The sequence below is a fragment of the Streptomyces silvae genome, from assembly GCF_016745505.1.
GTDB classification, from domain to species: Bacteria; Actinomycetota; Actinomycetes; order Streptomycetales; family Streptomycetaceae; genus Streptomyces; species Streptomyces silvae.
The window spans coordinates 21,887-43,688 of sequence record NZ_JAERUC010000191.1; the positions used below are offsets into that span (position 1 = coordinate 21,887).

The window sequence follows — 21,802 nt, forward strand, 5'->3', positions numbered from 1 at the left end:
GATTCCTGGGGGGTCCTTCCATGCTCTGCACCACCTGCGGCACGAGACCGGCGGCATCGGCCGACGGACAGTGCGCCGTCTGCGCGCCGGTCAGCCCCGCGCCGCCGTACGGGCCGATGGTGCCCGGCCGCTCCTTCAGCGGTCTGCGCTCGCCCGTCGGGCTCGGCAGGGCCACGGTCGCCCTGCTCTGCGCCGTCGTCGCGACCGATGTGATCGCCCTCGCGGCGGGGGCGAACCTCCGGCGGGTGTACCCCGGTCCGGACGGCGGGTCGTTCTACGACCTGGCCACGGCGAACCGTGCCGAGGCCTTCTACGGGGTGGCCGGCGGTCTGCAGACCGCCGCGATGCTGGCGACCGTCGTCCTCTTCATCATCTGGTTCCACCGGGTGCGGCTCAACGCCGAGGTGTTCGACGCGGGTCTCCAGCCCATGCGGCCGGGCTGGGCGATCGGCGCCTGGTTCATCCCCGTCGCCAACTTCTGGCTGCCGCACCGGATCGCCATCGGTGTCTGGACGGCCAGCGCACGGCCCGGCACCGACGACGGCCGGCGCACGGTGTCCAAGGTGCCGCTCGACCTCTGGTGGGGGGTGTGGGTCGTGTCGACGCTCTTCACCTGGGTGGCTTCCAAGTACTACGCGTACGAACAGGAGGAGCTCGCCCCCGGCCGGGAGGCGGTGACCCTGGTCATGGCCGCCGACGCCCTCGACATCGTCGCGGCGGCCCTGGCGATCGTCTTCGTACGCAAGCTGACGCGGATGCAGGGCGAGCGCGCGAGCCTCGGCCCGGCACCGCTCTCCTCCGTCTCGCCGGCCGGCCCGGCTTCCGTATGAGTTGACCCGTTTTCGCGCTTCCCCGTGGTCCCGGGCGGGAAGAATGGAGGCCCGGACCGCGGGGGGAGCAGGGCGTGGGTTTCTGGGGCTGCTATCTGGTGGGCCGCAGCGGTGAGCCGCTCATCGGCCATCCCGCCCTACGGGAGGCGCGCGGCCTGCTGACCCTGCGGGAGTACCGCGCGGACGGCTGGCAGGTCTGGTCCCACCCCACCGAGCCCTCGCTCGGCAGCATGACCGCGCTCGCCGACGCCGCGCGGGCCCCGGTGCTCCTCGGGTTCGTCATGGACGGCGCGTGTGTGGCGGTCGAGGCGGCGGCGCCGTACAGCGGTTCCTGGTACGCCTGCCTCGGCCGGGCGCCGATGGCCGCGCTCCTCGGCCGGGACGGGGCGACGGTCGAGGACCTCTTCCTGCCACCCGAGGACGCCGCCGCCCGTGCCGTCGGATGGGCGGCCGAATCCGGCCGTGGAGTCCTCGAAGGGCCCCTGCTCGAACTGCTGCGGATCGAGCGGCCCGAGTGGTCCGCGGAGGAACTTTTCTTCGCTTTCCTGGACCGTCTGGGCATCGAGAGCCTGTCCGACTGAGTCCCGCTGTGATCTCCTGTGTCGCAAGAGTGACGCTTTTCAGCCATCTGACGCTGTACGCGGTAACGGGAAGCGCAGCGCTCCCCGACGAGCGAGGGACCGATGAACCGATCGGGGAGGCGTCGATGAGTCTGCTGGAGCTGATCGCTCGTGCCGACGAGCGTGGTCTGGCGGCGAGCGGGGTCGCCTGTCTGGACCGCTGTCTTCCGCCTCCGGAAGCCGGGGAGGACCCGGAGCCGCTGCGCCCGCTCTGGGCGTGCTGCGAGAGCGGCGCGGACTGGGCCGCCCGGCTCGGCGCCGTGCACACGGCGCTGGAGGCTGCCGCCGCGAGGGACGCCACGGCGGCCCGCATCCGTGCGCAGCTCGACGCCGCGCCCAGGGACTTCGCCGCCGGGCCGCTGCGCGCGTGGGCGGACGCCTGCTCGCTCCTCGCGCTGGACATCCACCGGGAGTCGGACGTCCCCGTCGGTGACGGGGCGCCGACGTCGGAGATCCGGCGGGCCGGTGCGGCCGCGGGCGGCGGTCCGCTCGTCACGGGCGAACTCCGCCGCCAGGCCGAGATCCTGGAGGGCCTCGCCGAGACCGCGGGAGGGGCGGGCGGCCCGACCGGTCTGCGACGTGCCCTGGACCTGTCGACGGAGGGACGGCGGGTGCTGCGCGCGGTGATGTCCCGCCGTGCCCGCGGCCGTGGCAGAACGGGCGGCGTGACCCTGACATGACGTCAGGAGGGGGAGGGGACGACGACCGGGGCCGCCACCCCCCACAGGAGAGGCCCCGGCCGTCTTCCACAGGGCCGCAGAGCGACCCCGTACTCATCTCAGCGTCAACGGTGCGTTTTCTGTCACACCGCACTGTGTCAGGAGACAGTTGCGGGTTGTACAAGTCATGGACGGGGCACCGTCCGACCACGTAGCGTGCTGAGTCGCGCAGCGTGGCGCAGTAGTGGTGACCAGCTACGATTCAGATCAGCAGGGCGGGTTGAGGGAGTGCTGGGGGACGACGCGGAGCTGACCGCCGCGGTGCTCGCGGCACAGGACGGGGACGAGGACGCCTTCCGGACTGTGTACCGCGCCGTGCACCCGCGGCTGCTGGGCTACATACGGACACTGGTCGGTGAACCGGACGCCGAGGACGTGGCGTCGGAGTCCTGGCTGCAGATAGCGCGTGACCTCGACCGGTTCAGCGGGGACGCCGACCGGTTCCGCGGCTGGGCGGCCCGGATAGCGCGCAACCGCTCGCTCGATCACATACGGATGCGGGGCAGGCGTCCCGCGATCGGCGGCGACGAGAGCGAACTGGCCGGTGAGGCCGCCGAGTCCGACACGGCCGGCGAGGCGCTGGAGTCGCTGGCCACCGGGCGCACCATGTCCCTCATCGCCCAGCTGCCCCAGGACCAGGCCGAGGCGGTCGTGCTCCGCGTGGTGATCGGTCTCGACGCGAAGAGCGCGGCCCGGACCCTGGGCAAGCGCCCGGGGGCGGTGCGCACCGCCGCGCACCGCGGACTGAAGCGGCTGGCTGAGCTGGTCGGCGCCGATCCCGGCCCGGAGGACGAGATTCCGGCGGCGGGCGCGGAGCTCGGTGCCGTGCCCGCACAACGCCCCGGCCGTCAGGGCGCGGTGGCGCCCGCCGGTGTGACGCATTCGCGTCCGTGGACGCAGAAGGACATGTGATGGCCGACGAGCAGCACGAGTGGCTCGACGCGGACGCGGCGGAGATGTTGCTCCGCGGCGAGCCCGTCGAGGCCGTCGACGATCACGCCAGGGCCGAGGCCCGCCGGCTGGAGGCCGCGCTGGGCGCGGTGCGGGTCCCGCGTCCCTCCGGCGACGAACTTCCGGGTGAGGCCGCCGTGCTGGCCGCCTTCCGTGAGGCGTCCCGGGGCGGGAAGCGGGCCGGAGCGGCAGGCCCCGCCGGGGCCGCCAGGCAGCAGGACGCCTTGCACACCGTACGGATCGGGGCGGCGCGCACGGCACCGCTGCGGCGCCCGCGCTGGACCCGCCCGCTGCGCTACGGCCTCGCCGTCTCGCTCGCCGGGTGCGCGCTCGGCGGGGTGGCGGTCGCCGGTACGGGCATGCTTCCGGCGCCGTTCGGCGGTGGCGGATCCCCGGCCCCTGCGGCGTCCGTCTCGGCGGCGGCGACCCCCGAGGAACTGGGCGCCGAACTGCCCGACGCCGGTGAGCCCCCCTCGCCGCTGCCCTCCACCTCGCCGGGCGCGTCCAGCTCCCCGTCGGCCACGGAGACCCCGGAGGGCGGGACGGCCGGGGGCGTGGGGCCGACCGGGCAGGACGGCGGAGGGGCGACGGACCGCGAGGACACCGGCCCGGACAGCGGCACCGGCTCCACCCAGGACGACACGGACGGCCGCGAGGTGCCCGGAGGGTCGTCGTCCCGGGCCGAGGTGCTCAAGAAGTCGATCAAGGCGTGCCGCGGCTACCGCGAGGACACCCTGAGCCGGGAGGAGAAGGCACGGCTCCTCGAACTGGCCGACGGGGAACGCAACCTGGACCGCTTCTGCGACCGCCTCCTGGGCGCGGACGACGGTGACGGCCGCGACGACGGGGACGGCCAGGGCGACGGCGACGGCAAGGGGACCGACGGCGGGAGTGGCGGGGGCTCCCTGCCCTCGATCGTCTTCCGTGACCCGTCCGCGGAGAGCACGCGGGACGCCGGCTCGCGGGACGATGCCCCGCGGGACGGCGGTGCCCCGTCGCCGACGGCCGGCGCCTCGGCGGGATCGTTGTCCGGGCTCTCCTCCGGCCTCTCGTCTGTAACGCGCTGACCTGCGCGAACGCGGCAGCTGTAACGTTCTTCGACCGTCCGGCGCAGTAGTGAGTGCCGACTGGTCATCGGCCGCGCAACGAGCCGGGGTTCCCCCCGTACCTTCGGCTCAGCGCATCCGGCGCGGGCGGGACACGTTCCCCCGGTCCCGCCCGCGCCCCTTTTTCGGTTGAACGCTCTACCAGTAAATGACGACCTTGTCGCCGTTCCGCACCTGGTCGAAGAGCGACGCGATCTTCCCCTCGTCCCGCACGTTCACACAGCCGTGCGAGGCCCCGCTGTAACCGCGGGCCGCGAAGTCGGACGAGTAGTGCACGGCCTGGCCGCCGCTGAAGAACATCGCGTAGGGCATCGGGGAGTCGTAGAGCGTCGACACGTGGTGGCGGGACTTCCAGTACACCTCGAAGGTGCCCTCGCGGGTCGGGGTGTACTGCGAGCCGAACCGCACGTCCATCGACGAGACGACCCTGCCGTCGATCATCCAGGACAGCGTGCGGCTGTTCTTGCTGATGCAGAGCACCCGGCCCGTGAGGCAGCGGGCGTCGGGCTTCGCCACCGCCGGTGCGGGCGCCGGCGGATCGAGCTCCTTCGCCGTCGGCTTCCTGGTCATCGCGAGCAGCCGCTCCCAGGTCACGGTGTCGGTCCTGCCGGTGCGGGACAGGCCCCGCTTGCCCTGGAAGGACTGCACGGAGGCGACGGTCGCGGTGCCGTAGTACCCGGTGGGGCTGCGGTCGAAGTGGCCGATCTGGCGCAGCCGGGCCTGGAGCTCCCGTACCCTCCCGCTCCGGTCGCCGACGGACATCAGGGTGCGGGGCGCCGGGGAGGGGCTCGCGCTCGGGGTCCGTGAGGGGGTGGCCGAGGGGCTCGGGGTGCCGCCGCCCGGTTTGCCGTCGTCGGCGGAGGCCGACGCCGCGGGGCGGGCGGTCGCCACGGCCGGGGGAGCGGTGCTCCCCGCGGCGCCCGCGTCCTCGATCCTGCAGCCCGCCGTCAGCATGGCCAGCGCGAGTGCGCCGACGGCTGCCGCTGCCGCCGTGCGCACGCCCCGCGCGTGTCTGCCCGTCCGTGTGCGTCCCATCATCGGCCCCCTGGCTCGCCCGTCGCCGCCCGGTCGCGCGTGACCCGTCACATGACCCGTCGTACGACCTGTCACATGGCCCGTCCCGCGGTACGGATATCTCATGGGACGGATTCCCGTCCTGCCCGGTTGCCGAATCGTGCGCATGATGGGAGACACGTGTCCGGGCGCCCGGACGCGCGCTGTGAGCAAGGTCCCAGCGCAGGGCCCCCGCAGGCCGTGGCGCTCGCCGCTAAAGTCCGTCGCGACGCTTGTTACCGATAAGTAGCTTGAATGAAGTAGCTGAACGGGAGGCACAGCAGATGACGCGTGAGTCCGAGTCGGGACTGCCCATCGAGCCGGTCTACGGGCCGGAGGCACTCGACGGCTGGCGGCCCGAGGAGAAGCTGGGCGACCCGGGCGCCTATCCCTTCACACGCGGTGTCTACCCGACGATGTACACGGGCCGGCCCTGGACGATGCGGCAGTACGCGGGATTCGGCACCGCCACCGAGTCCAACGCCCGCTACAAGCAGCTGATCGCCAACGGCACGGCCGGTCTCTCCGTCGCCTTCGACCTGCCCACCCAGATGGGCCACGACTCGGACGCCCCCATCGCCTCCGGTGAGGTCGGCAAGGTCGGTGTGGCGATCGACTCGATCGACGACATGCGCGTCCTCTTCGGCGGGATCCCGCTGGGCGAGGTCTCCACCTCGATGACGATCAACGCCCCCGCCGCGCTCCTCCTGCTCCTCTACCAACTGGTCGCGGAGGAGCAGGGCGTCCCGGCGGACCGGCTGACCGGCACCATCCAGAACGACGTGCTCAAGGAGTACATCGCCCGGGGCACGTACATCTTCCCGCCCAAGCCCTCGCTCCGGCTGATCGCCGACATCTTCAAGTACTGCAAGGCCGAGATCCCGAAGTGGAACACCATCTCGATCTCCGGCTACCACATGGCGGAGGCCGGCGCCTCGCCCGCGCAGGAGATCGCGTTCACCCTCGCGGACGGCATCGAGTACGTCCGTACCGCCATCGCGGCCGGCATGGACGTGGACGACTTCGCGCCCCGGCTCTCCTTCTTCTTCGTCGCCCGTACGACGATCCTGGAGGAGGTCGCCAAGTTCCGTGCCGCGCGCCGGATCTGGGCGAAGGTGATGCGGGAGGAGTTCGGGGCGAAGAACCCCAAGTCCCTGATGCTGCGCTTCCACACCCAGACCGCCGGGGTCCAGCTGACCGCCCAGCAGCCCGAGGTCAACCTGGTCCGGGTGGCCGTGCAGGGCCTGGGCGCGGTCCTGGGCGGCACGCAGTCGCTGCACACCAACTCCTTCGACGAGGCCATCGCCCTGCCGACGGACAAGTCGGCCCGCCTCGCACTGCGCACCCAGCAGGTCCTGGCGTACGAGACGGACGTGACGGCCACCGTCGACCCCTTCGCGGGCAGTTACGTCGTGGAGAAGATGACCGACGACGTCGAGGCGGCCGCCCTGGAGCTGATGCGCAAGGTCGAGGACATGGGCGGTGCGGTCGAGGCCATCGAACGCGGCTTCCAGAAGGGCGAGATCGAGCGCAGCGCGTACCGCGTCGCGCAGGAGACGGACAGCGGTGAGCGGGTCGTCGTCGGCGTCAACCGCTTCCGCCTGGACGAGGAGGAGCCGTACGAGCCCCTCCGCGTCGACCCGGCGATCGAGGCGCAGCAGGCCGCCCGCCTGGCGAAGCTCCGCGCCGAACGCGACCAGGGGGCGGTGGACGCCGCGCTCGCGGAGCTGAAGAAGGCGGCGGAGAGCGACGCGGGCACGGCCAACGTGCTCTACCCGATGAAGGACGCGCTGCGGGCCCGGGCGACGGTGGGCGAGGTCTGCGACGCGCTGCGGGAGGTCTGGGGCGCGTACGTCCCGACGGACGCATTCTGAGCGGCAGGTCCCGCCGCCGCGTCCTGGCTTCCGCGATGTGAACCACCTGGACGGAGTGTCGTACCCGCGTGCGACACTCCGTTCATGCTAGGTGTCACCGATCTCCCGACCTATCTCGCCGGCCTGGTGCTGATCATTCTGCTGCCCGGTCCGAACTCGCTGTACGTGCTCTCCGTCGCCGCCCGGCGCGGGGTGCGCACCGGTTATGTGGCCGCTGCCGGGGTGTGGACCGGGGACACGGTCCTGATGACGCTGTCGGCGCTGGGCGCCGCGTCCCTGCTGCAGACGACGCCGCTGCTGTTCGCCGTCGTCAAGTACGCGGGCGCGGGCTATCTGACCTGGCTGGCGATCGGGATGATGCGGGCGGCCGTGTCGATGTGGCGTGAGCGGCACCGGCGGGTGGCCGAGCTGTCGGAGGAGAGCGGGACGTCCGGGGCGGCGACGGAACACCCCTACCGGCGGGCGCTCGTGGTCAGCCTGTTCAACCCGAAGGCGATCCTGTTCCTGATCTCCTTCTTCGTGCAGTTCGTCGACCCCGGGTACGCCTACCCGGCGCTCTCCTTCCTGCTGCTGGGCACGCTGCTCCAGATCGGCAGCTTCCTCTACCTCTCGACGCTCATATTCGGCGGCACCCGCCTGGCCACCGCCTTCCGCCGCCGCAAGCGGCTCTCGGCGGGGGCCACTTCGGCGGCGGGTGTGCTGTTCCTCGGGTTCGCGGCGAAGCTGTCGCTCAGCTGAGGAGCCCGGCTCCCCTAGTGGTGCCAGGCCGTGCCGCCGACGTTGTGGATCATGCGCTGGAGGACCTTGAGCGCGGCGACGTACTCCTCGTCGGGGATTCCGGTGTGGATGTCGGCGATCGCCCTGCCTACCCGCTCCGCCGCCTCGGCGCGCAGCGCGTGTCCCTCGGGGGTCATCCGCAGGCGGGTGGTGGGGTCCTCGGTGACCAGGCCCCGGGCGATGAGGCCGTCGATCTCGGGCTCCAGGGAGTCGCCGACGTTCAGGTAGCCGCGGAGCATCGCGACCACCTCGGCGCGCGGGCGGCCCTGTTCGTCCGCCTCGGTGAGCTGGTTGAGGACCCACCAGGGGGGCTGGGTCAGGTTGTGTTCGGCCAGTGCGGCCCTGATGTGGGTCACGGTCGCGTCGGAGGCCGCCCAGCTCCAGTAGCCGATGGGCTGCCGTGCCAGTCCCGCGTCGTCATGTGAGTAGTCCATGCCCTGGACCGTAAAACCTCAAGCGAAGTCGAGGTCAAGGCCCAGGGGTCGTGCGTACTCCGCGAGCCCCGTGGTGTCCTCGCCCGCCCAGCCGATGTAGCCGTCGGGCCGGACCAGGAACAGGCCCTTGCCGTACGCCCCGCCCGCCTCCGTGCGGAAGGTCCGCAGCAGGGCGCCGTCGTGTGCGGGAAGCCGGGCGTCCGTACCGACCGCGAGCAGCGTGAAGTGCGGCCCCCGGAAGACGTCGAAGAGCCGGCCCGCCTCGCCCGCGGGGCCGTCCGGGGCCCGGTCTCCGGCCTCCAGGAGGCCGGCCCGGCCGGATGCCAGCGGGCCTTCGCGGTAGCCGAGGCCCAACTGCTGGGCCGCGGTGCCGCGTTCCTGTTCGCCCCGGTGGATGCGGGTCGAGAGGCCCAGCATCTCGGCGGCTACGGGGCGGCGTTCCTGCTCGTACGTCTCCAGCAGGGCGGCGGGTGCGCCGTGCAGCAGCACCTGGCCGAGCTTCCAGCCCAGGTTGTAGGCGTCCTGCACGCTCGTGTTCAGCCCCTGGCCGCCGGCCGGGGAGTGGATGTGCGCGGCATCGCCCGCGAGGAGGACCCGGCCGTCGCGGAACCGGCCGGCCAGTGCGGCGCGCGGCCGGAAGTCCGACGACCAGCGCACCTCGGTGACGTCGTCCTCGCCCAGGTGGGTGCGGGCGGCGACCACGGCCCGTACGCCCTCCGGTGTGGTGTCGGGTGCCCCCTCCTTGAACTGGGCGACCAGCTGGAAGTCCGGGGTGCCGGGCAGCGGGCAGAGCGTGAGCATGCCGGCCTCGCCCAGGAAGATGTGCCAGTCGTCCCGGTCGAGGGCCGTCCCCGCGATCCGTACGTCGGCCACCAGCGTGGGCGAGGGGTCCACGGTCTCGCCCTCCATCGTGATCCCGAGCGCACGCCGGACCGTGGAGCGCCCGCCGTCCGCCGCGACCAGGTAGGAGGCGCGCACCTCGCCGGTGGTGAGCCGTGCGGTGACCCCGCCGGCGTCCTGCGAGAGACCCGTGAGGGCCGCCGAGAAGCGGACGTCGCCGCCCAGTTCGCGCAGACGGGCGAGCAGGATCTCCTGGGTGCGCCACTGCGGCATCATCCAGGGCTCCCCGTACGGCTCGGCCTCGGTGGGCGCCGCGCGCCGGAACAGGTCGTACGCGCCTTGGCGCTCGCCGTCCTTCCAGGTCATCCCCACCGGTGCGGGGCCGCCGTGCTCCCGCACCGCGCCGCCCACCCCGAGGTCGTCGAACACCTCCCGGGTGCGCGGCTGGATGCCCTTGCCGCGCGAGCCGGGGAAGAGCGAGGGGGCCTGCTCGACGACGAGCGCGGGCACTCCGCGACGGGCGAGGTCGCAGGCCAGGGCGAGGCCGCAGGGGCCCGCGCCGACGATCAGGACCGAGGTTTCCTTAACGCCGTTAAGTTCCATGATTCGGAGTGTGCGCTTAACGCTGTTAAATTGTCAAGGTGGGTACGACGAAGATCGACCGGGCGCGTGTCGCGGACGCCGCGCTGGAGCTGCTGAAGGAGGTGGGCCTCGACGGGCTGACCCTGCGCGCCATCGCCAGGGAGCTGGACGTCAAGGCGCCCGCCCTCTACTGGCACTTCAAGGACAAGCAGGCGCTGCTCGACGAGATGGCCACGGTGATGTACCGCCGGATGCTGTCGGAGGACCTGCCCGGCCCGACGCCCGAGACCTGGCAGCAGCAGATGGTCACGTACCAGAGCGTGCTGCGCCGCGCGCTGCTGCGCTACCGCGACGGCGCCCGGGTCTACACCGGCGCGCGGTTCACCGGCACCGACCACGCCGACGGCCTGGAGGCCCACCTCCGCACGATGGTCGGCGCCGGGTTCGAGCTCCGGCAGGCCGTCCGCGCCGGCACCACCGCCAACGCGTACACGCTGGGCTTCGTCACCGAGGAACAGGGCGTCCAGCCCATGCCGGACGAGCGCCGGGAGGGGTACGACATCGGGGAGCGGGCCGCGCGTCTGGAGCGCTACCCCCTCGCGGCGGCCGCCGGCGCCGAGATCTTCACCCACTACGACGAACGCTTCGAGGACGGCCTGTGGATCGTCGTCGCGGGCATCGAGGCACGGTACGGCGTGACCTGAGGTCTCCGGCACGGGTCACCCCCGCGACGCCCAGAGTTCACCGTTCGTCGGGCCGGGCGACACCCTCCCCTCCCTCCGCGTCACTAGCGTGTGCGGACCATGATCGAAGGTGAGGGCCCGCGTGCCGAAACTGTCCGTTGTCGTTCCGTTCCACAATGTCGGCGCCTACGCCGACACGACGCTGGGCAGTCTTGCCCGTAACGCGGGCCCGGACATCGAGTTCCTGCTGGTCGACGACTGCTCCACGGACGACACCCCGGCGGTCGTCGACCGCTGGGCGGACAGACTCCCGCACGCCGAGGTCATCCGGCACGAGAAGAACGTGGGCATCGCGGCGGCCCGTAACAGCGGCATCGACGCCGCCCGGGGCGACTTCGTCACCTTCCTCGACGGCGACGACTGGTACGCCCCCGGCCATCTGGCCCGGCTGCTGCACGCCGCCGCCGAGCTGGACTGCGACTTCGCCCGCACCGACCACGTCCAGGCCACCGGGACCAGCAGGGTCGTCCGCCGGGCGCCCGCCCGGCTCCGCGAGACCGTGCTGGACCCGCGCGAGGGCATCGCGGCACCCGAGTGGGAGACCATGGTCGACTACCCGTTCGTCTGGGCCGGCGTCTACCACCGGCGGCTCTTCGAGGACGGCGGCCACCGCTTCACCACCCGGCTGCGCACCGCCGAGGACCGGCTGTGGATCTGGCAGCTGCACCTGCGGGCCCGCACCTGCGCGGCGCTGAACCTCTACGGCGTCTTCTACCGGCGCGGTGTCACCACGTCCCTGACCCAGATCAAGGACTCCCGCCAGCTGGACTTCTTCCCCGCCTACGACACGCTGCTCGACGAGATCCGCGAGGACCCCGACGCCGAGCTCTTCCTCCCCAAGGCGGTCCGCACCTACTGCGCGATGATCGCCTTCCACAACGAGAAGGCGGACGCCTACGAACCCGCGACGCTCCGGCGTCTGCGCCAGGAGTCGGCGGCCGCGCTGCACCGCATGCCGCAGCAGGTCCTCGACCACACCTTGACGATGATGGACACCAGGCGCAGCACTCTGCTCCACCGCCTGCGTGACAAGCAGAAGGCCGCCTGACCCATGCCCACGCGCACCCAGATCTTCCAGGTGTCGACCCTGTACGGGGCGGCCACGCTCGCGGCGGCGCTGGACGCCGGCCGGTTCGGACCCGGGCAGGACAGCCACCGTGTCCTGCTGGTCTCCAACAACGCCGCGATCCCCGAGACCGCCCTCCGGCTGGAGGAGATGCGCGGTTACGGGGACATCGCCGCCCGCTTCGACTCCGTCGTCGACTGGAACGACGCCATCAGCCCGCACCACCCCAGCGGCTGGGGCCCGCGCTCCGAGGAGACCGAGCTCTGGCAGCGCGCCTTCCGGCTCGCCTGGGGCATCGACCCCGAAGGGCCCGTCGACCTCGCCGTCGAGTCCATCCAGGTCAACCCGGCCCGCGCGCTGGCCGCGATCTTCTCCGAGAGCGCCGTGCACGTCTACGCGGACGGCCTGATGAGCTACGGCCCGACCCGCAACAAGGTGCCGCGGTCCATCGCCTGCCGCATCCAGCGGGTGCTCCACCTGGACCTCGTACCGGGGCTGCGGCCGCTGCTCCTCGCCGAGTCCGGCGTCGAGCCCGAGCTCGTCCCCGACGAGGCCTTCCGCAAGGTGCTCGGCGAGATCGCCGGGGCGGCGGCCGGTGACCGCAGGCTCGCGGAGGCCGAGGCCGCCGCGCCGACGGCCGTGCTCCTGGGCCAGTACCTCGCGGCGCTGAACATCCTCACGGCCGAGGAGGAGGAGGACCTGCACCTGCGGATGCTGCGCGGCGCGGCGCGGGCCGGCCACACCTCCGTCCTCTTCAAGCCCCACCCCACGGCGCCGGCCCGCTACTCCAGGGCGCTGGACGACGCGGCCGCCGAGCTGGGCGTACGGCTGACCACGCTGGACGGCCCGCTGCTCGCCGAGACCCTCTACGAGCGGTGCGCGCCCACGCTGGTCGTCGGCTGCTTCTCGACCGCGATGTTCACCGCCGCCGTGTACTACGGCATCCCGGTCGCCCGGGTCGGCACCCGCCTCGTCCTGGACCGCATCACCCCGTACGAGAACAGCAACCGCGTCCCGCTGACGATCGTCGACCACCTCGTGCCCGACCTGGACACGCAGGACGGCGGGCCCGTGCCCGCCCTTCCCTCCGCGGCGCCCGAGACCCTCGCGCCCCTGGTCAGTACGGTCGGCTACTGCATGCAGTCCGGACTCCACCCCGCCCTGCGCGCCGAGGCCGAGGACTGGCTGCGGGACCACCTCGACGGCAGCACCCAGCACTACTTCAAACGGCGCCGCCTGCAGAAGCTCACCCTGCCCGGCGGCGGCCCCCGGGGAGCGGCGATCCGGCTGCGCCGCACCGTACGGCGCACCCGCAGCAGTCTCGGCCTCTGACCCCGGAACCGGGGCGCGCCCCGGCCCGGCCACATCACAGAACGGCGGAACGAGCATGGGCCAGACCTTCACCGGGCTGCTCAGGGCGGTGCGGGCGAGAACCGGGCAGGGCGGTACGGCGCGTCCGGCGCCCACGGCCGCCCTGCGCCTCTGCGGCGACTACCTCGCGGGTCTCGCGGCGAGCGGTCCCCTGGACGACGTCCGGCGGACCCGGCTCGTCTCGGCCATCGGGGACCTCACGACCGCCACCGGCACGGACGGCCCGTTCGACGCCCTGCTCCGCACCGGGCAACGGGCCCTGGAGACCGGCGGGGAGGCGGAGACCCGGCTCGCCCTGGACCTCGCCGTCGAGGCCACCGGGCTGCGGCCCCGGTCCAAGGGCGCCTGGCGGCTCCGCGGCGGCGCGCTGGACGCGCTGGGCCGCCGCGCCGAGGCCGTCCATGCCTACGAACAGCACCTGGCGCTCCAGCAGAACCCGGCGGCGGCCGAGGAGATCGCGCGCAGGACGGCCACCCTGAAGGACCTCCGCGCCTGCCTGGACGAGGCCGCCGGGCTGCTCCCCGGCGAGGACGGCGCCCGGCTGCGGGCGCTGCACGACGCACCGGCCGGACAGGCCCGTACCGTCTTCGCCGAGGTCGTCCGCGCTCGGAGCGCCGGGGCCGGCGGCACGGCCGACCCCGCCGTACGCCGGCTCGTCACGCTGTACGCCGCCCACCGCCGGCTGCTGGACCGGGACAGGATGGCCGACCCCCTGCTCGGCGGGGCGGAGCCGGTCGGAGTCACCGGGCTGCGTCGGCTCGTCACCGGCCGCTCGGTCTGCCTGGTCGCCGGAGCGGCCCGCGTCACCGACGAGGAACGCGCCCCCGGGAGCCCGCTCGGCAAGCTGATCGGCGGATACGACCTGGTGGTCCGCTGTGACACCCTCCCGGCGGGCTCCCCGCGCACCGACCTGCACGCGGTCACCCTGCGCGGCGACACCCCCTGGACGGGCCCCGCCTGGCACCGGAAGACCGGCACCCGGCTGGTCTTCGGCGACCCGCTGCCGCACTGGCGCCGCTCGCTGCGCGCCCGCCTCGTCGCCGGCGCCCAGGAGCACATCGGCGACGCCTCGCTGCGGCGCCCGCTGGACGATCCGGCGCTGCTCGGCGAGGACGGCTGGGGCCCGCGGACCAGCACCGCGTTCACCCTGCTCAGGCTCCTGGACTTCCTGGACGCGGCCGACCGCCTCGACCTCATCGGCTTCGGGCTGCCGGGGCAGCTGCCGCCGCGCGAGCACGCGTGGGTCACGGCCCGTGCGACCCACCAGGACGAGACCGAGATGAGGACCGCGCTCCGATGAACACCCCCGCCGAGCCCGCCGACGACAGACGGACCGGGCCGACCGCCCTCCGGGGGGCCGCACCCGACGCCGACGACAGACGGACCGGGCCGACCGCCCTCCAAGGAGCCGCACCCGACGCCGACGACCGGCGCGCCGTCACCGGCAAGCGGCGGATCGCCTTCGCCGCCTGGGCCGACGAGGCCCGGATGCCCGGTCTCCTGGTCCTGCTGCGCAGCCTCGCGCTGGCGGACCCGGCCGTCTGTGAGGACTTCCTCCTCCTGCACCCCGGGCTGCCCGAATCCGCGCTCGACTCCGCCCGCCGGCTGCACCCGCGCCTCGTCCCCCGTACCGCCGGGAGCCGCCTCGACATCTTCCGGACGACCGGCTACGACACCGTGATCGCACTCGGCCCCGGCATGGTCGTCCTCGGCTCGCTCCAGCCGCTGCTGGCCCTGCGCACCGGGGTGGCCGCCGTGGTGCGGCCCGGCCCCGGCGGCGTACGGCCGGTGCGGGACGGCGGGCCGCTGGTGATCCAGCACCAGGACGTGACGGACGCCGTACGGGACGCCCTGGCCGCGGGCGAGGAAGCGGTGGACCGCGCGCTGGCCGAGGCGGGCGTCCTCGAACCCCTCGGCTCCCGTTACGACGTCCCGGCCGGCCCACCGCACGACGACACCCCCGTCCCCGGGAGCACCGTCGTCCTGCGCTTCGCCGATGACGCCGCCGCCGGCACCCCGGCGCGCGAGGCGCGCGAGCGGTTCGAGCTGGACGACGAGGCGTTCCGCGCCGCCTGCCGCGCCCTGCCGGGCACCCTCCACCCCGAACTGCTCCTGCACTGCGCCCTGCCGCTCCCCGAAGGGGGGCGTGCGCCGGTGGACCTGGTCCGCCGGGTCGCGGAGGTGCACCGGCAGCAGGGCCGCCACGACGAGGCCGTCGCCCTGCTGACCGCCGCCGTGGCGGACCGGCCCGACCTGCCGCGCTGCCACGAGACGCTGGGCATCAGCCTGATGGCGCTGTCCCGCTACGAGGAGGCCGAGGCCCACCTCCAGCTGGCCACCGTGTCACCGGACTTCGCCGCCCGCGCCTACGGCCAGCTCGCCCGGCTCGCCTGGCTGCTGGGCCGGACCGAGGACGCGCACGCGTACGCCCGCGAAGGGCTCGACGCCGACCCCACCGACGGCAACTGCCATGCCTGGTACGCCCGTACGCGCCCCGCTGCGGCACCCGCCACCGGCACCCCGGGCGAACAGCTCGCCCATGTCGCCCTGTTCGCCGACGGCCACGAGAACGCGGGCGACAAGGTGCTCCCCGAAGCCGTACGCATGTGCTTCGGCCCCGACACCGGCCCCGCCCGCTGGCACGAGCGGCACGTGCACCGGCTGGTCGACGAGCCCGGCCTGGAGGAGCTGAACGCCCGGCGCGGCATCGTCGTCGGCGGTGGCGGGCTCTTCCTCCCGGACACCGCGCCCAACGGCAACAGCGGCTGGCAGTGGAACATCCCCGACGGCGTCCTGGCCCGGATCACGGCCCCGCTCGCCGTGTTCGCGGTCGGCTACAACGTCTTCGACGGCCAGCGCTACCGCCGTGAGCGCTTCGCGGCGAGCCTCACCGCCCTGGTCGCGAAGGCGTCCTTCTTCGGCCTGCGCAACCAGGGTTCGGTGGACCGGGTCAGGGAGCTCCTGCCCGAGGAGCTGCGGGACCGGGTGCGCTACCAGCCCTGCCCCACGACCGTGGCCCGCCACCTCGACCCCCGCCTGGACGACGGCCCGGGCGGCGGCGCGGACCGGGACGACACCGTGCTGGTCAACTGCGCCTACGACCGCGCGGGGCTGCGCTTCGGCCACGACTACGGCCACTTCCTGGCCGAGACGGCCGCCGCCGTACGCGCCATCGGCGAACGCGCCGAGGTCCGGTACGCGGCCCATATGCCGGCCGACGAGAAGTTCGTCCACGACCTGCGCCGGGAGCACGGCATCGCCCTCCCGGTGGAGCCCCTGTACCTCTTCTCCAACGACCGCATCCGCGCGCTCTACCGGCGTACGCGCCTGGTCATCGGCGCGCGCGGGCACGCGGGAATGATTCCCTTCGGCTGCGGCACACCGGTCATCAGCCTGGTCTCGCACCCCAAACTCGCCTACTTCCTCAGCGACATCGACCGCCCCGACTGGGGCCTCTCGGTCCACGACCGGTCCCTGGGCGCCCGGCTCGCCGAGCGTGCGGCGGCCGTGCTGGACGACCACCGGGCGGCCGTGGCCGATGTGCACGGCCGGCAGGAGCACCTGTGGTCGGTCACCCGCGCCAACCTCGCCGAACTCCGGGACACCTTCGGGCTGACCGATCCCCCTGCCGCGCCGCCCGCCCCGCAGGTCCCCGGCCCCCGGACCGCCGAGCCGGCACGGGGCCTTCACCTGCCCGACACCCGGACGAAGTGACTGTTCACCCGAGCGGAGTTCACCCGGGACCCGCCCGTTCGTAGCCTTCGATGACCATGCCTTCCTCCGTCTCCCAGGCCGGCCCGCCCGCCCCCGCGCAGCACCCCGAGCCCGCCGCCGAACCCCGCCCGCACCGCGAACACCGGTACGACATCGATCTGATCCGGCTGCTCTGCTCGGTCGGTGTGATCCTCTGCCACACGGGCTCCGCCTTCGTGAACACGGCGGGGCGCGAGGCCGCGCGAGGTCCCGGCACCTACTGGGCGGGGCTGGTCGCGGACTCGGCCGGCCGCTTCGCCGTACCGCTGTTCTTCGCGATCGCCGGCTGGGTCGTCCTCGTCGGCGCCCCGGTCCGGGACGGCCGGCAGCTGTGGCGGCGGATCGTCCGCATCCTGGTGCCGCTCGCCGTCTGGACGCTGCTCTACGTGGCCTGGGGCCGGCTGCGCGGCACCAACGAAGCGCCCGCCGGCGAACTGACGCTCGACGCGCTGTTCGCCTCGGTCCGCCCGGCGTACCACCTCTGGTACCTCTACGCCTACATCCCCGTGATCATGCTGCTGGCCTTCGCCGCCCTGGTGAGGTCGGGCAAGCGCCCCTGGGGCCTGGGCGTCGCACTCCTCGTCCTGGGCGCCGCGCCCAGCCTGTCCGGCGACCTGGCCGAGGTCACGGGCCTGGAACTGCCGCGCTTCGGCTGGGGCTTCGGCCCGTACCAGCTGATCTACGCCGTCCTCGGGGCCCTGCTCCTCGCACTGCCCGCAGGCACCTTCGGGAGGCGGAGCCTGTGGTGGCTGCTGCCCGCCGGCGCCTTCCTGGCCGCGATCGTCGCGTACCAGCACGAGGTGCACTACGCGATCCCGTACGCGAGCGTCCTGGTGGCCCTCTTCAGCGCCGGCGTGCTGCTCTCCCTGCACCGGCTGCGCGTCCCGGAACGGCTGCGTCCGGCGCTGACCCGGCTGGCGGGGGCCTCGTTCGGCGCGTACATGATCCACGTACTGGTGCTGGGCGTCCTCACCGACGCCCTGGTCGACGCCGACCTGACGCTTCCCGTGGCGGCGGCCCTGGCCCTCGCCGTCACCGCTGCCACGACGGCCCTGTCCTTCGGCGCGGCACTGCTGTGGGCCCGCCTGGGACTGACCCGGCTGCTGGGCTGAGCGCCGGCTCAACTCCGGCGCTCAACTCCGGCGCTCAACCCCGGCGCTCAACCCCGGTGCTCAGCCCCGCTTCAGCGCCCGCGCGCGCCGTGCGAGCCGGCGCAGTGCGGCGTTCCGGCGTACGAAGGCGAGACGGGCGGGTACGACGCCGGGGAGGGCGAGGGAGCCGAGGCGGCGGCGCTTGAAGTAGCGCCAGGTCCGGGCGTTCAGACGGGTGGAGAGGTAGCGCTCGGCGGCCGGGCGGAGATCCGGGCGGACGCGCGGCTGCATGGCGAAGGCCACCGCAGGCAGCAGACCGTCGAGCGCCTCGGCCACCGAGGCCTCCGTCGGCGCGGGCCGTTCCGCCACGGCAGCGGGTTCGGCCAGGTCGGGCAGCAGGGCGTCGACGACCGTGACCGGGATCCTCGCCGGGTGCTCGTACGGGGTGAGGTGCTCCAGGAGGGTGCCGGTCCCGGCCCTGGCGACCGGCAGACCGTGGTGCACGGCCGCGCTCAGCAGGGCCGGCGAGCAGGTGCCGACGACGAGCGCGGGGCGCAGCCGCTCGCACAGGACCTCGGCCAGGACCGGCGCGCCCGGGTCCGGCACGGTCAGCTCGACCCCGAGGCGCGCGGCCTCGGCCCGCAGGGCCGGGGAGGCGGGCGTGGGGCCACCGGGATCGGCGTGGAGCACGAGGTGGGTGTGGCCGAGGGCGGCCGTGCCGCGGACCATCCGCAGGCGCAGCTCCGCCTCCTCGGTGGCGGGGAGTGTCCCGGGCCCGGAGAACAGCAGCAGCGCGGCGCCCTCCGGGGCCCCGGACTCCGGGGCGTCCTGCGCCAGTTCGCCGAGGACCTTCAGCAGGGCCGGGCCGGGCACCGGACGGGGTGCCGCGCCGAACTCGCCGAGCAGGAGCGGTGTCACCCCGGGGAGCAGGTCCGGGTGGAGGAGCTGCCGGACGCGGGTGCCGATCAGCGGCGGGATCTTCCCTCCGGTCGGGCCGTAGGCGGTCAGGCCGTCCGCGTACACGGTCACCGGCCCACCGGGGAGGACCTGGGCGACGGCCAGGGCGGGGGCGGCGTCCGGGGACTCCAGGACCAGCTCGACCTCCTCGTCCCCGAGGTCCCAGGCGCGCCGCAGATGCCGTTCCCACAGGGGCACGTCGTCGGGTCGGGGGGTCCAGGCGGCCGGGTGGAGCGGGTGGACGGCGTCGTTCCACGAGAGCACCTCGTCGAAGCGGGCGGTCAGCCGCCCGAAGCCGGGTGCCTGCCGGAGCGGGACCGACGCCTCGGGCACCGCCGAGGTGTCGCAGAGCAGCAGGATGCGGCGGTCGGCGTCCCCGAGGAGGCCCGAGTCGAGGGCTGCGGCCAGCACGGCCGCGGAGCGGAGGCCGGAGGCGGCGAGGATCTGGACGGTCACGCGGCGGACGCTCCCTCGGTGAGGGCGGGCCGGCGGCGCAGCCTGCGCAGCACGGTCGCCCGTTCGGTGTCCATGGAGTCCAGGACGTCGTCGAGCACGGCCTTCGGCATGTTTCTCAGTGCCGCCGCCGCGAGTGATTTCAAGGTGCGGGCCACGGACGGTTCGAATTTCTCCGGCGAACCGAGGTGGTGGGAAATGACCGCACAATAGGTCCGTACGGCTTTCGGCATAAGGATCTCCGCATCGCGGTCCGCCGCCGTATCCGCGATCACCTGGTCGTACGCCCGGATGAAATCCAGCTGGCGTTCGTCGCCGATCTGCGTGAGGGAGGAGGCGACACCCCGCCGGTAGAAATGGCTCAGCGTTCCCAGGACCGCGAAGGATTCCGCCTCCCGGTGCAGCCGCCAGATCCACGGCCGGTCCTCGGCGGTCCGCAGTCCGTCCGTGAAACGGAGCAGCCCCCGGTCGAGCAGGCTGCGGTGGTAGAGGCCCGCCCAGGCGAACGCGTAGTCCACGGACGTCGTCCGGCCGGCGGGCAGGATCGCGTCCCGGGGGTCGCTCACCACGTCCCGGAGGCCGTGCGGCACACGGCGCACCGTACGCGCCGTACCGGTGACCTGGACGTGGTCCGTGCGTACGAACGCGCAGCCCAGGGCCTCCGTACGGGCGAGCAGAGCGGCGTAGTGGCCGGGCGCCAGCCAGTCGTCGCCGTCCAGGAAGGCGATGTACTCGCCGCGGGCCGCGTCCAGACCGGTGTTGCGGGCGGTGGCCAGACCGGCGTTGCGCTCGTGTCTGCGGACCACCACCCCCTCGATCTCGTCCTGGGCCCGGCGCAGCAGATCCGGCGTCCCGTCGGTCGAGCAGTCGTCGACGAGGATGAACTCGAAGTCCTCGCGGGTGTTGGACCGCAGGCTTCTGAGCGTGTCGGGCGCGTATGCCTGGACGTTGTAGAACGGCACGATGACGGAGAGCTTGACCACCCGCATCACGCTAGGGGCGGCCCCGGCATTCGTTTCGACACCCGCCCGTACGGAAAGTGAACGGCGCGCGGCGGAAAAGTGAACCCACCCGTTTCCGGAGCCGATTCACCCTTCCGGTACGCCTGATCCCCAAGCGTCGACCGGCTGTTAACCATCTGTTGCCACCGCGTTGGGCCGCGGATCGAAATGGCTTCCTAGCTTTTACGACGTGCCCCCTCGTACCGATGACGCGGCCTCCCCGGCCGCCACCCCAGCAGCCGGCCGTGCGGCCCTCCGCATAGCCGTGCTCGCCGACTCAGACACCCGGTGGAAATGGGGCGCGCTCACCGCGCGCCGCCTCTCCGGGGACCCGGAGACCGGCGCGGCGGAACGCCCCGTCGAGATCAGCGGGCTGCTGCTGCGCGGAAGGGCCACCCCGACGCCCCGCCAGCTCGCCGAGGTCGGCGAGGTCGGTGTCGACACCGGCCGGGTGCGCGAGGTGACCGCGGTCGAGTTCCTGCACACGGTGCGCGACGAGGCGTACGACGTCGTCGTCCTCGCCCTCGTGGGCGGCGCCGTCCAGGCGATGCTGCACGGCCTGGCCGTACTGGAGCTGCCCCGCAGGCCCGTCGTCGTCACCGGCTATGTCGGGGTCGTCTACGAGAAGCTCGCCGACGGGCTCCTGCTGCGCCACGGCGCGGACGTCGTCCTCGCCAACTCCCGCCACGACGGCGAGCGTTTCCGCGCGGTCTACGAAGGGGTCGGCGCCGACGCCTCGGCCGTCACCGAGGCGGCCCTGCCGTTCCTCGGCGGCGAGCCGCACCGGGCCCAGGAGGGCCGCGACACCGTCGTGTTCGCCGCCCAGCCCTCCGTACCGGCGTCCCGCGCCGACCGTACGTACCTGCTGCGCCGGCTCGTCGAGCACGCCCGGCTGCACCCGGGCCGCGAGGTGCTGCTGAAGCTGCGCTCCAAGCCGGGCGAGCACACCACGCACATCGAGGAGCTGCCCTACCAGCGGCTCGCGGAGCGGATCCCCGGCGGCCTCCCGCCCAACCTCCGCCTCGTGTACGGGCACATGGGCGAGGTCCTGGACCGCACGGACCTGCTGGTCACGGTGTCCTCGACCGCCGCACTGGAGTCCCTGCACCGGCGGATCCCGACCGCGATCCTCTCCGACCTCGGCGTACGCGAGACCCTCGGCAACCACCACTTCATCGGCTCGGGACTCATCACGTCCTGGGACCACCTCGACGGCGGCTTCCGCCCCGAGCCCGACGAGAAGTGGCTCGCGGGCCAGGGAGTCGCCGCCGACGGGACGTACGGGGCGGCCTACGACACCGCCCGCGCCCGGGTCGCCGCGCTGCTCGACGCAGGGCCGCTTCCCCGCCTCGCCCCCTACTACACGCCCGCCACCGCGCCCGGATACCTCCCCGGCATCCTCGCCCGCCACCACCTGGGCCCCGACGGCCACCCGCTCCCGGGAGCCGTCACGCCCAAGGAGACGGGCCGGGTCCGGGGCGCGGTCCGCGACACCGTACGCAACGCGGCGCGCGGCGCCTACCGCCACGGCGTCCAGCGGGTCGCCCCCGTGATCCGGCGGATGGGCGAGCTGTGACCACC

At 73.5% G+C, this 21,802-nt stretch carries 19 protein-coding genes; 14 read left to right on the plus strand and 5 right to left on the minus strand.

What is annotated here, in order from left to right; translation table 11 throughout:
* The first annotated feature begins 20 nt into the window (after positions 1 to 20).
* The 5 genes from JKV81_RS30645 (at position 21) to JKV81_RS30665 (ending at position 4,187) form a co-directional block, all read left to right on the plus strand.
* The gene (locus JKV81_RS30645; RefSeq protein WP_202078906.1) at positions 21 to 830 is read left to right on the plus strand and encodes a DUF4328 domain-containing protein; all 810 of its coding nucleotides are present in this window, start codon (positions 21 to 23) and stop codon (positions 828 to 830) included.
* A gap of 74 nt (positions 831 to 904) precedes the next feature.
* Positions 905 to 1,411, plus strand: coding sequence for a hypothetical protein (locus JKV81_RS30650; RefSeq protein ID WP_129265145.1), 507 nt, complete (start codon positions 905 to 907; stop codon positions 1,409 to 1,411).
* A 125-nt stretch (positions 1,412 to 1,536) separates the two neighbouring features.
* Positions 1,537 to 2,130: a hypothetical protein gene (locus JKV81_RS30655; RefSeq protein ID WP_129265146.1), complete on the plus strand. Its 594-nt coding sequence runs from the start codon at positions 1,537 to 1,539 to the stop codon at positions 2,128 to 2,130.
* A gap of 267 nt (positions 2,131 to 2,397) precedes the next feature.
* On the plus strand, positions 2,398 to 3,081 hold the full coding sequence (locus JKV81_RS30660; RefSeq protein ID WP_124274329.1) for an RNA polymerase sigma factor: 684 nt from the start codon (positions 2,398 to 2,400) through the stop codon (positions 3,079 to 3,081).
* Complete coding sequence (locus tag JKV81_RS30665) at positions 3,081 to 4,187, plus strand: hypothetical protein (protein ID WP_202078907.1); 1,107 nt, start codon at positions 3,081 to 3,083, stop codon at positions 4,185 to 4,187. Before JKV81_RS30660 ends, JKV81_RS30665 begins: the two co-directional genes overlap by 1 nt.
* A gap of 177 nt (positions 4,188 to 4,364) precedes the next feature.
* On the opposite strand, the gene JKV81_RS30670 is transcribed toward JKV81_RS30665, so the two are convergent.
* Entirely contained in the window at positions 4,365 to 5,261 is an 897-nt protein-coding gene (locus tag JKV81_RS30670) for a L,D-transpeptidase family protein (protein WP_202078909.1), read from the minus strand.
* A gap of 302 nt (positions 5,262 to 5,563) precedes the next feature.
* Between JKV81_RS30670 and JKV81_RS30675 the strand changes: the two genes are divergently transcribed.
* Entirely contained in the window at positions 5,564 to 7,153 is a 1,590-nt protein-coding gene (locus JKV81_RS30675; RefSeq protein WP_202078911.1) for an acyl-CoA mutase large subunit family protein, read from the plus strand.
* Positions 7,154 to 7,237: 84 nt separating this feature from the next.
* A complete protein-coding gene (gene leuE, locus JKV81_RS30680; RefSeq protein ID WP_129265149.1) occupies positions 7,238 to 7,891 on the plus strand; it encodes a leucine efflux protein LeuE in 654 nt (217 codons plus the stop codon).
* A 14-nt stretch (positions 7,892 to 7,905) separates the two neighbouring features.
* On the opposite strand, the gene JKV81_RS30685 is transcribed toward leuE, so the two are convergent.
* Together JKV81_RS30685 and JKV81_RS30690 are read right to left on the minus strand one after the other, a co-directional pair.
* Positions 7,906 to 8,364 carry a MarR family winged helix-turn-helix transcriptional regulator gene (locus tag JKV81_RS30685; RefSeq protein WP_202078913.1) on the minus strand — a complete coding sequence of 153 codons (459 nt, stop codon included), beginning with the start codon at positions 8,362 to 8,364 and terminating at the stop codon, positions 7,906 to 7,908.
* Positions 8,365 to 8,382: 18 nt separating this feature from the next.
* Positions 8,383 to 9,807 carry an FAD-dependent monooxygenase gene (locus JKV81_RS30690; RefSeq protein WP_129265151.1) on the minus strand — a complete coding sequence of 475 codons (1,425 nt, stop codon included), beginning with the start codon at positions 9,805 to 9,807 and terminating at the stop codon, positions 8,383 to 8,385.
* 38 nt (positions 9,808 to 9,845) lie between these two features.
* On the opposite strand from JKV81_RS30690, the gene JKV81_RS30695 reads away from it, so the two are divergent.
* From JKV81_RS30695 to JKV81_RS30720, 6 genes are all read left to right on the plus strand, one after another.
* Positions 9,846 to 10,490, plus strand: coding sequence for a TetR/AcrR family transcriptional regulator C-terminal domain-containing protein (locus JKV81_RS30695; protein ID WP_202078915.1), 645 nt, complete (start codon positions 9,846 to 9,848; stop codon positions 10,488 to 10,490).
* Positions 10,491 to 10,611: 121 nt separating this feature from the next.
* The gene (locus JKV81_RS30700) at positions 10,612 to 11,577 is read left to right on the plus strand and encodes a glycosyltransferase family 2 protein (RefSeq protein ID WP_202078917.1); all 966 of its coding nucleotides are present in this window, start codon (positions 10,612 to 10,614) and stop codon (positions 11,575 to 11,577) included.
* A gap of 3 nt (positions 11,578 to 11,580) precedes the next feature.
* Complete coding sequence (locus JKV81_RS30705) at positions 11,581 to 12,927, plus strand: polysialyltransferase family glycosyltransferase (RefSeq protein ID WP_202078918.1); 1,347 nt, start codon at positions 11,581 to 11,583, stop codon at positions 12,925 to 12,927.
* Between the two features lie 55 nt (positions 12,928 to 12,982).
* Positions 12,983 to 14,266: a tetratricopeptide repeat protein gene (locus JKV81_RS30710; protein ID WP_202078920.1), complete on the plus strand. Its 1,284-nt coding sequence runs from the start codon at positions 12,983 to 12,985 to the stop codon at positions 14,264 to 14,266.
* The gene (locus JKV81_RS30715; RefSeq protein ID WP_202078922.1) at positions 14,263 to 16,680 is read left to right on the plus strand and encodes a polysaccharide pyruvyl transferase family protein; all 2,418 of its coding nucleotides are present in this window, start codon (positions 14,263 to 14,265) and stop codon (positions 16,678 to 16,680) included. The genes JKV81_RS30710 and JKV81_RS30715 overlap by 4 nt, the downstream gene beginning before the upstream one ends.
* Before the next feature lie 50 nt (positions 16,681 to 16,730).
* On the plus strand, positions 16,731 to 17,831 hold the full coding sequence (locus JKV81_RS30720; RefSeq protein WP_372444267.1) for an acyltransferase: 1,101 nt from the start codon (positions 16,731 to 16,733) through the stop codon (positions 17,829 to 17,831).
* Positions 17,832 to 17,891: 60 nt separating this feature from the next.
* On the opposite strand, the gene JKV81_RS30725 is transcribed toward JKV81_RS30720, so the two are convergent.
* Both JKV81_RS30725 and JKV81_RS30730 read right to left on the minus strand, forming a co-directional pair.
* A complete protein-coding gene (locus tag JKV81_RS30725; protein ID WP_129265158.1) occupies positions 17,892 to 19,223 on the minus strand; it encodes a polysialyltransferase family glycosyltransferase in 1,332 nt (443 codons plus the stop codon).
* Positions 19,220 to 20,203 (minus strand): glycosyltransferase family 2 protein, encoded by a 984-nt coding sequence (locus JKV81_RS30730; protein ID WP_129265159.1) that lies wholly within the window; start codon positions 20,201 to 20,203, stop codon positions 19,220 to 19,222. Before JKV81_RS30730 ends, JKV81_RS30725 begins: the two co-directional genes overlap by 4 nt.
* A 208-nt stretch (positions 20,204 to 20,411) precedes the next feature.
* Between JKV81_RS30730 and JKV81_RS30735 the strand changes: the two genes are divergently transcribed.
* Positions 20,412 to 21,797, plus strand: a complete 1,386-nt coding sequence (locus tag JKV81_RS30735) for a DUF6716 putative glycosyltransferase (protein WP_129265160.1) — start codon at positions 20,412 to 20,414, stop codon at positions 21,795 to 21,797.
* Positions 21,798 to 21,802 lie beyond the last annotated feature (5 nt).

Excerpts from the sequence above, each read along its gene's own strand:
- JKV81_RS30670 (WP_202078909.1), bottom strand. The coding sequence starts at position 5,261 with ATGGGACGCACACGGACGGGCAGACACGCGCGGGGCGTGCGCACGGCG.
- leuE (WP_129265149.1), top strand. The coding sequence starts at position 7,238 with ATGCTAGGTGTCACCGATCTCCCGACCTATCTCGCCGGCCTGGTGCTG.
- JKV81_RS30675 (WP_202078911.1), top strand. The coding sequence starts at position 5,564 with ATGACGCGTGAGTCCGAGTCGGGACTGCCCATCGAGCCGGTCTACGGG.
- JKV81_RS30715 (WP_202078922.1), top strand. The coding sequence starts at position 14,263 with ATGAACACCCCCGCCGAGCCCGCCGACGACAGACGGACCGGGCCGACC.
- JKV81_RS30710 (WP_202078920.1), top strand. The coding sequence starts at position 12,983 with ATGGGCCAGACCTTCACCGGGCTGCTCAGGGCGGTGCGGGCGAGAACC.
- JKV81_RS30655 (WP_129265146.1), top strand. The coding sequence starts at position 1,537 with ATGAGTCTGCTGGAGCTGATCGCTCGTGCCGACGAGCGTGGTCTGGCG.
- JKV81_RS30690 (WP_129265151.1), bottom strand. The coding sequence starts at position 9,807 with ATGGAACTTAACGGCGTTAAGGAAACCTCGGTCCTGATCGTCGGCGCG.
- JKV81_RS30720 (WP_372444267.1), top strand. The coding sequence starts at position 16,731 with ATGACCATGCCTTCCTCCGTCTCCCAGGCCGGCCCGCCCGCCCCCGCG.
- JKV81_RS30665 (WP_202078907.1), top strand. The coding sequence starts at position 3,081 with ATGGCCGACGAGCAGCACGAGTGGCTCGACGCGGACGCGGCGGAGATG.
- JKV81_RS30705 (WP_202078918.1), top strand. The coding sequence starts at position 11,581 with ATGCCCACGCGCACCCAGATCTTCCAGGTGTCGACCCTGTACGGGGCG.
- JKV81_RS30685 (WP_202078913.1), bottom strand. The coding sequence starts at position 8,364 with ATGGACTACTCACATGACGACGCGGGACTGGCACGGCAGCCCATCGGC.
- JKV81_RS30645 (WP_202078906.1), top strand. The coding sequence starts at position 21 with ATGCTCTGCACCACCTGCGGCACGAGACCGGCGGCATCGGCCGACGGA.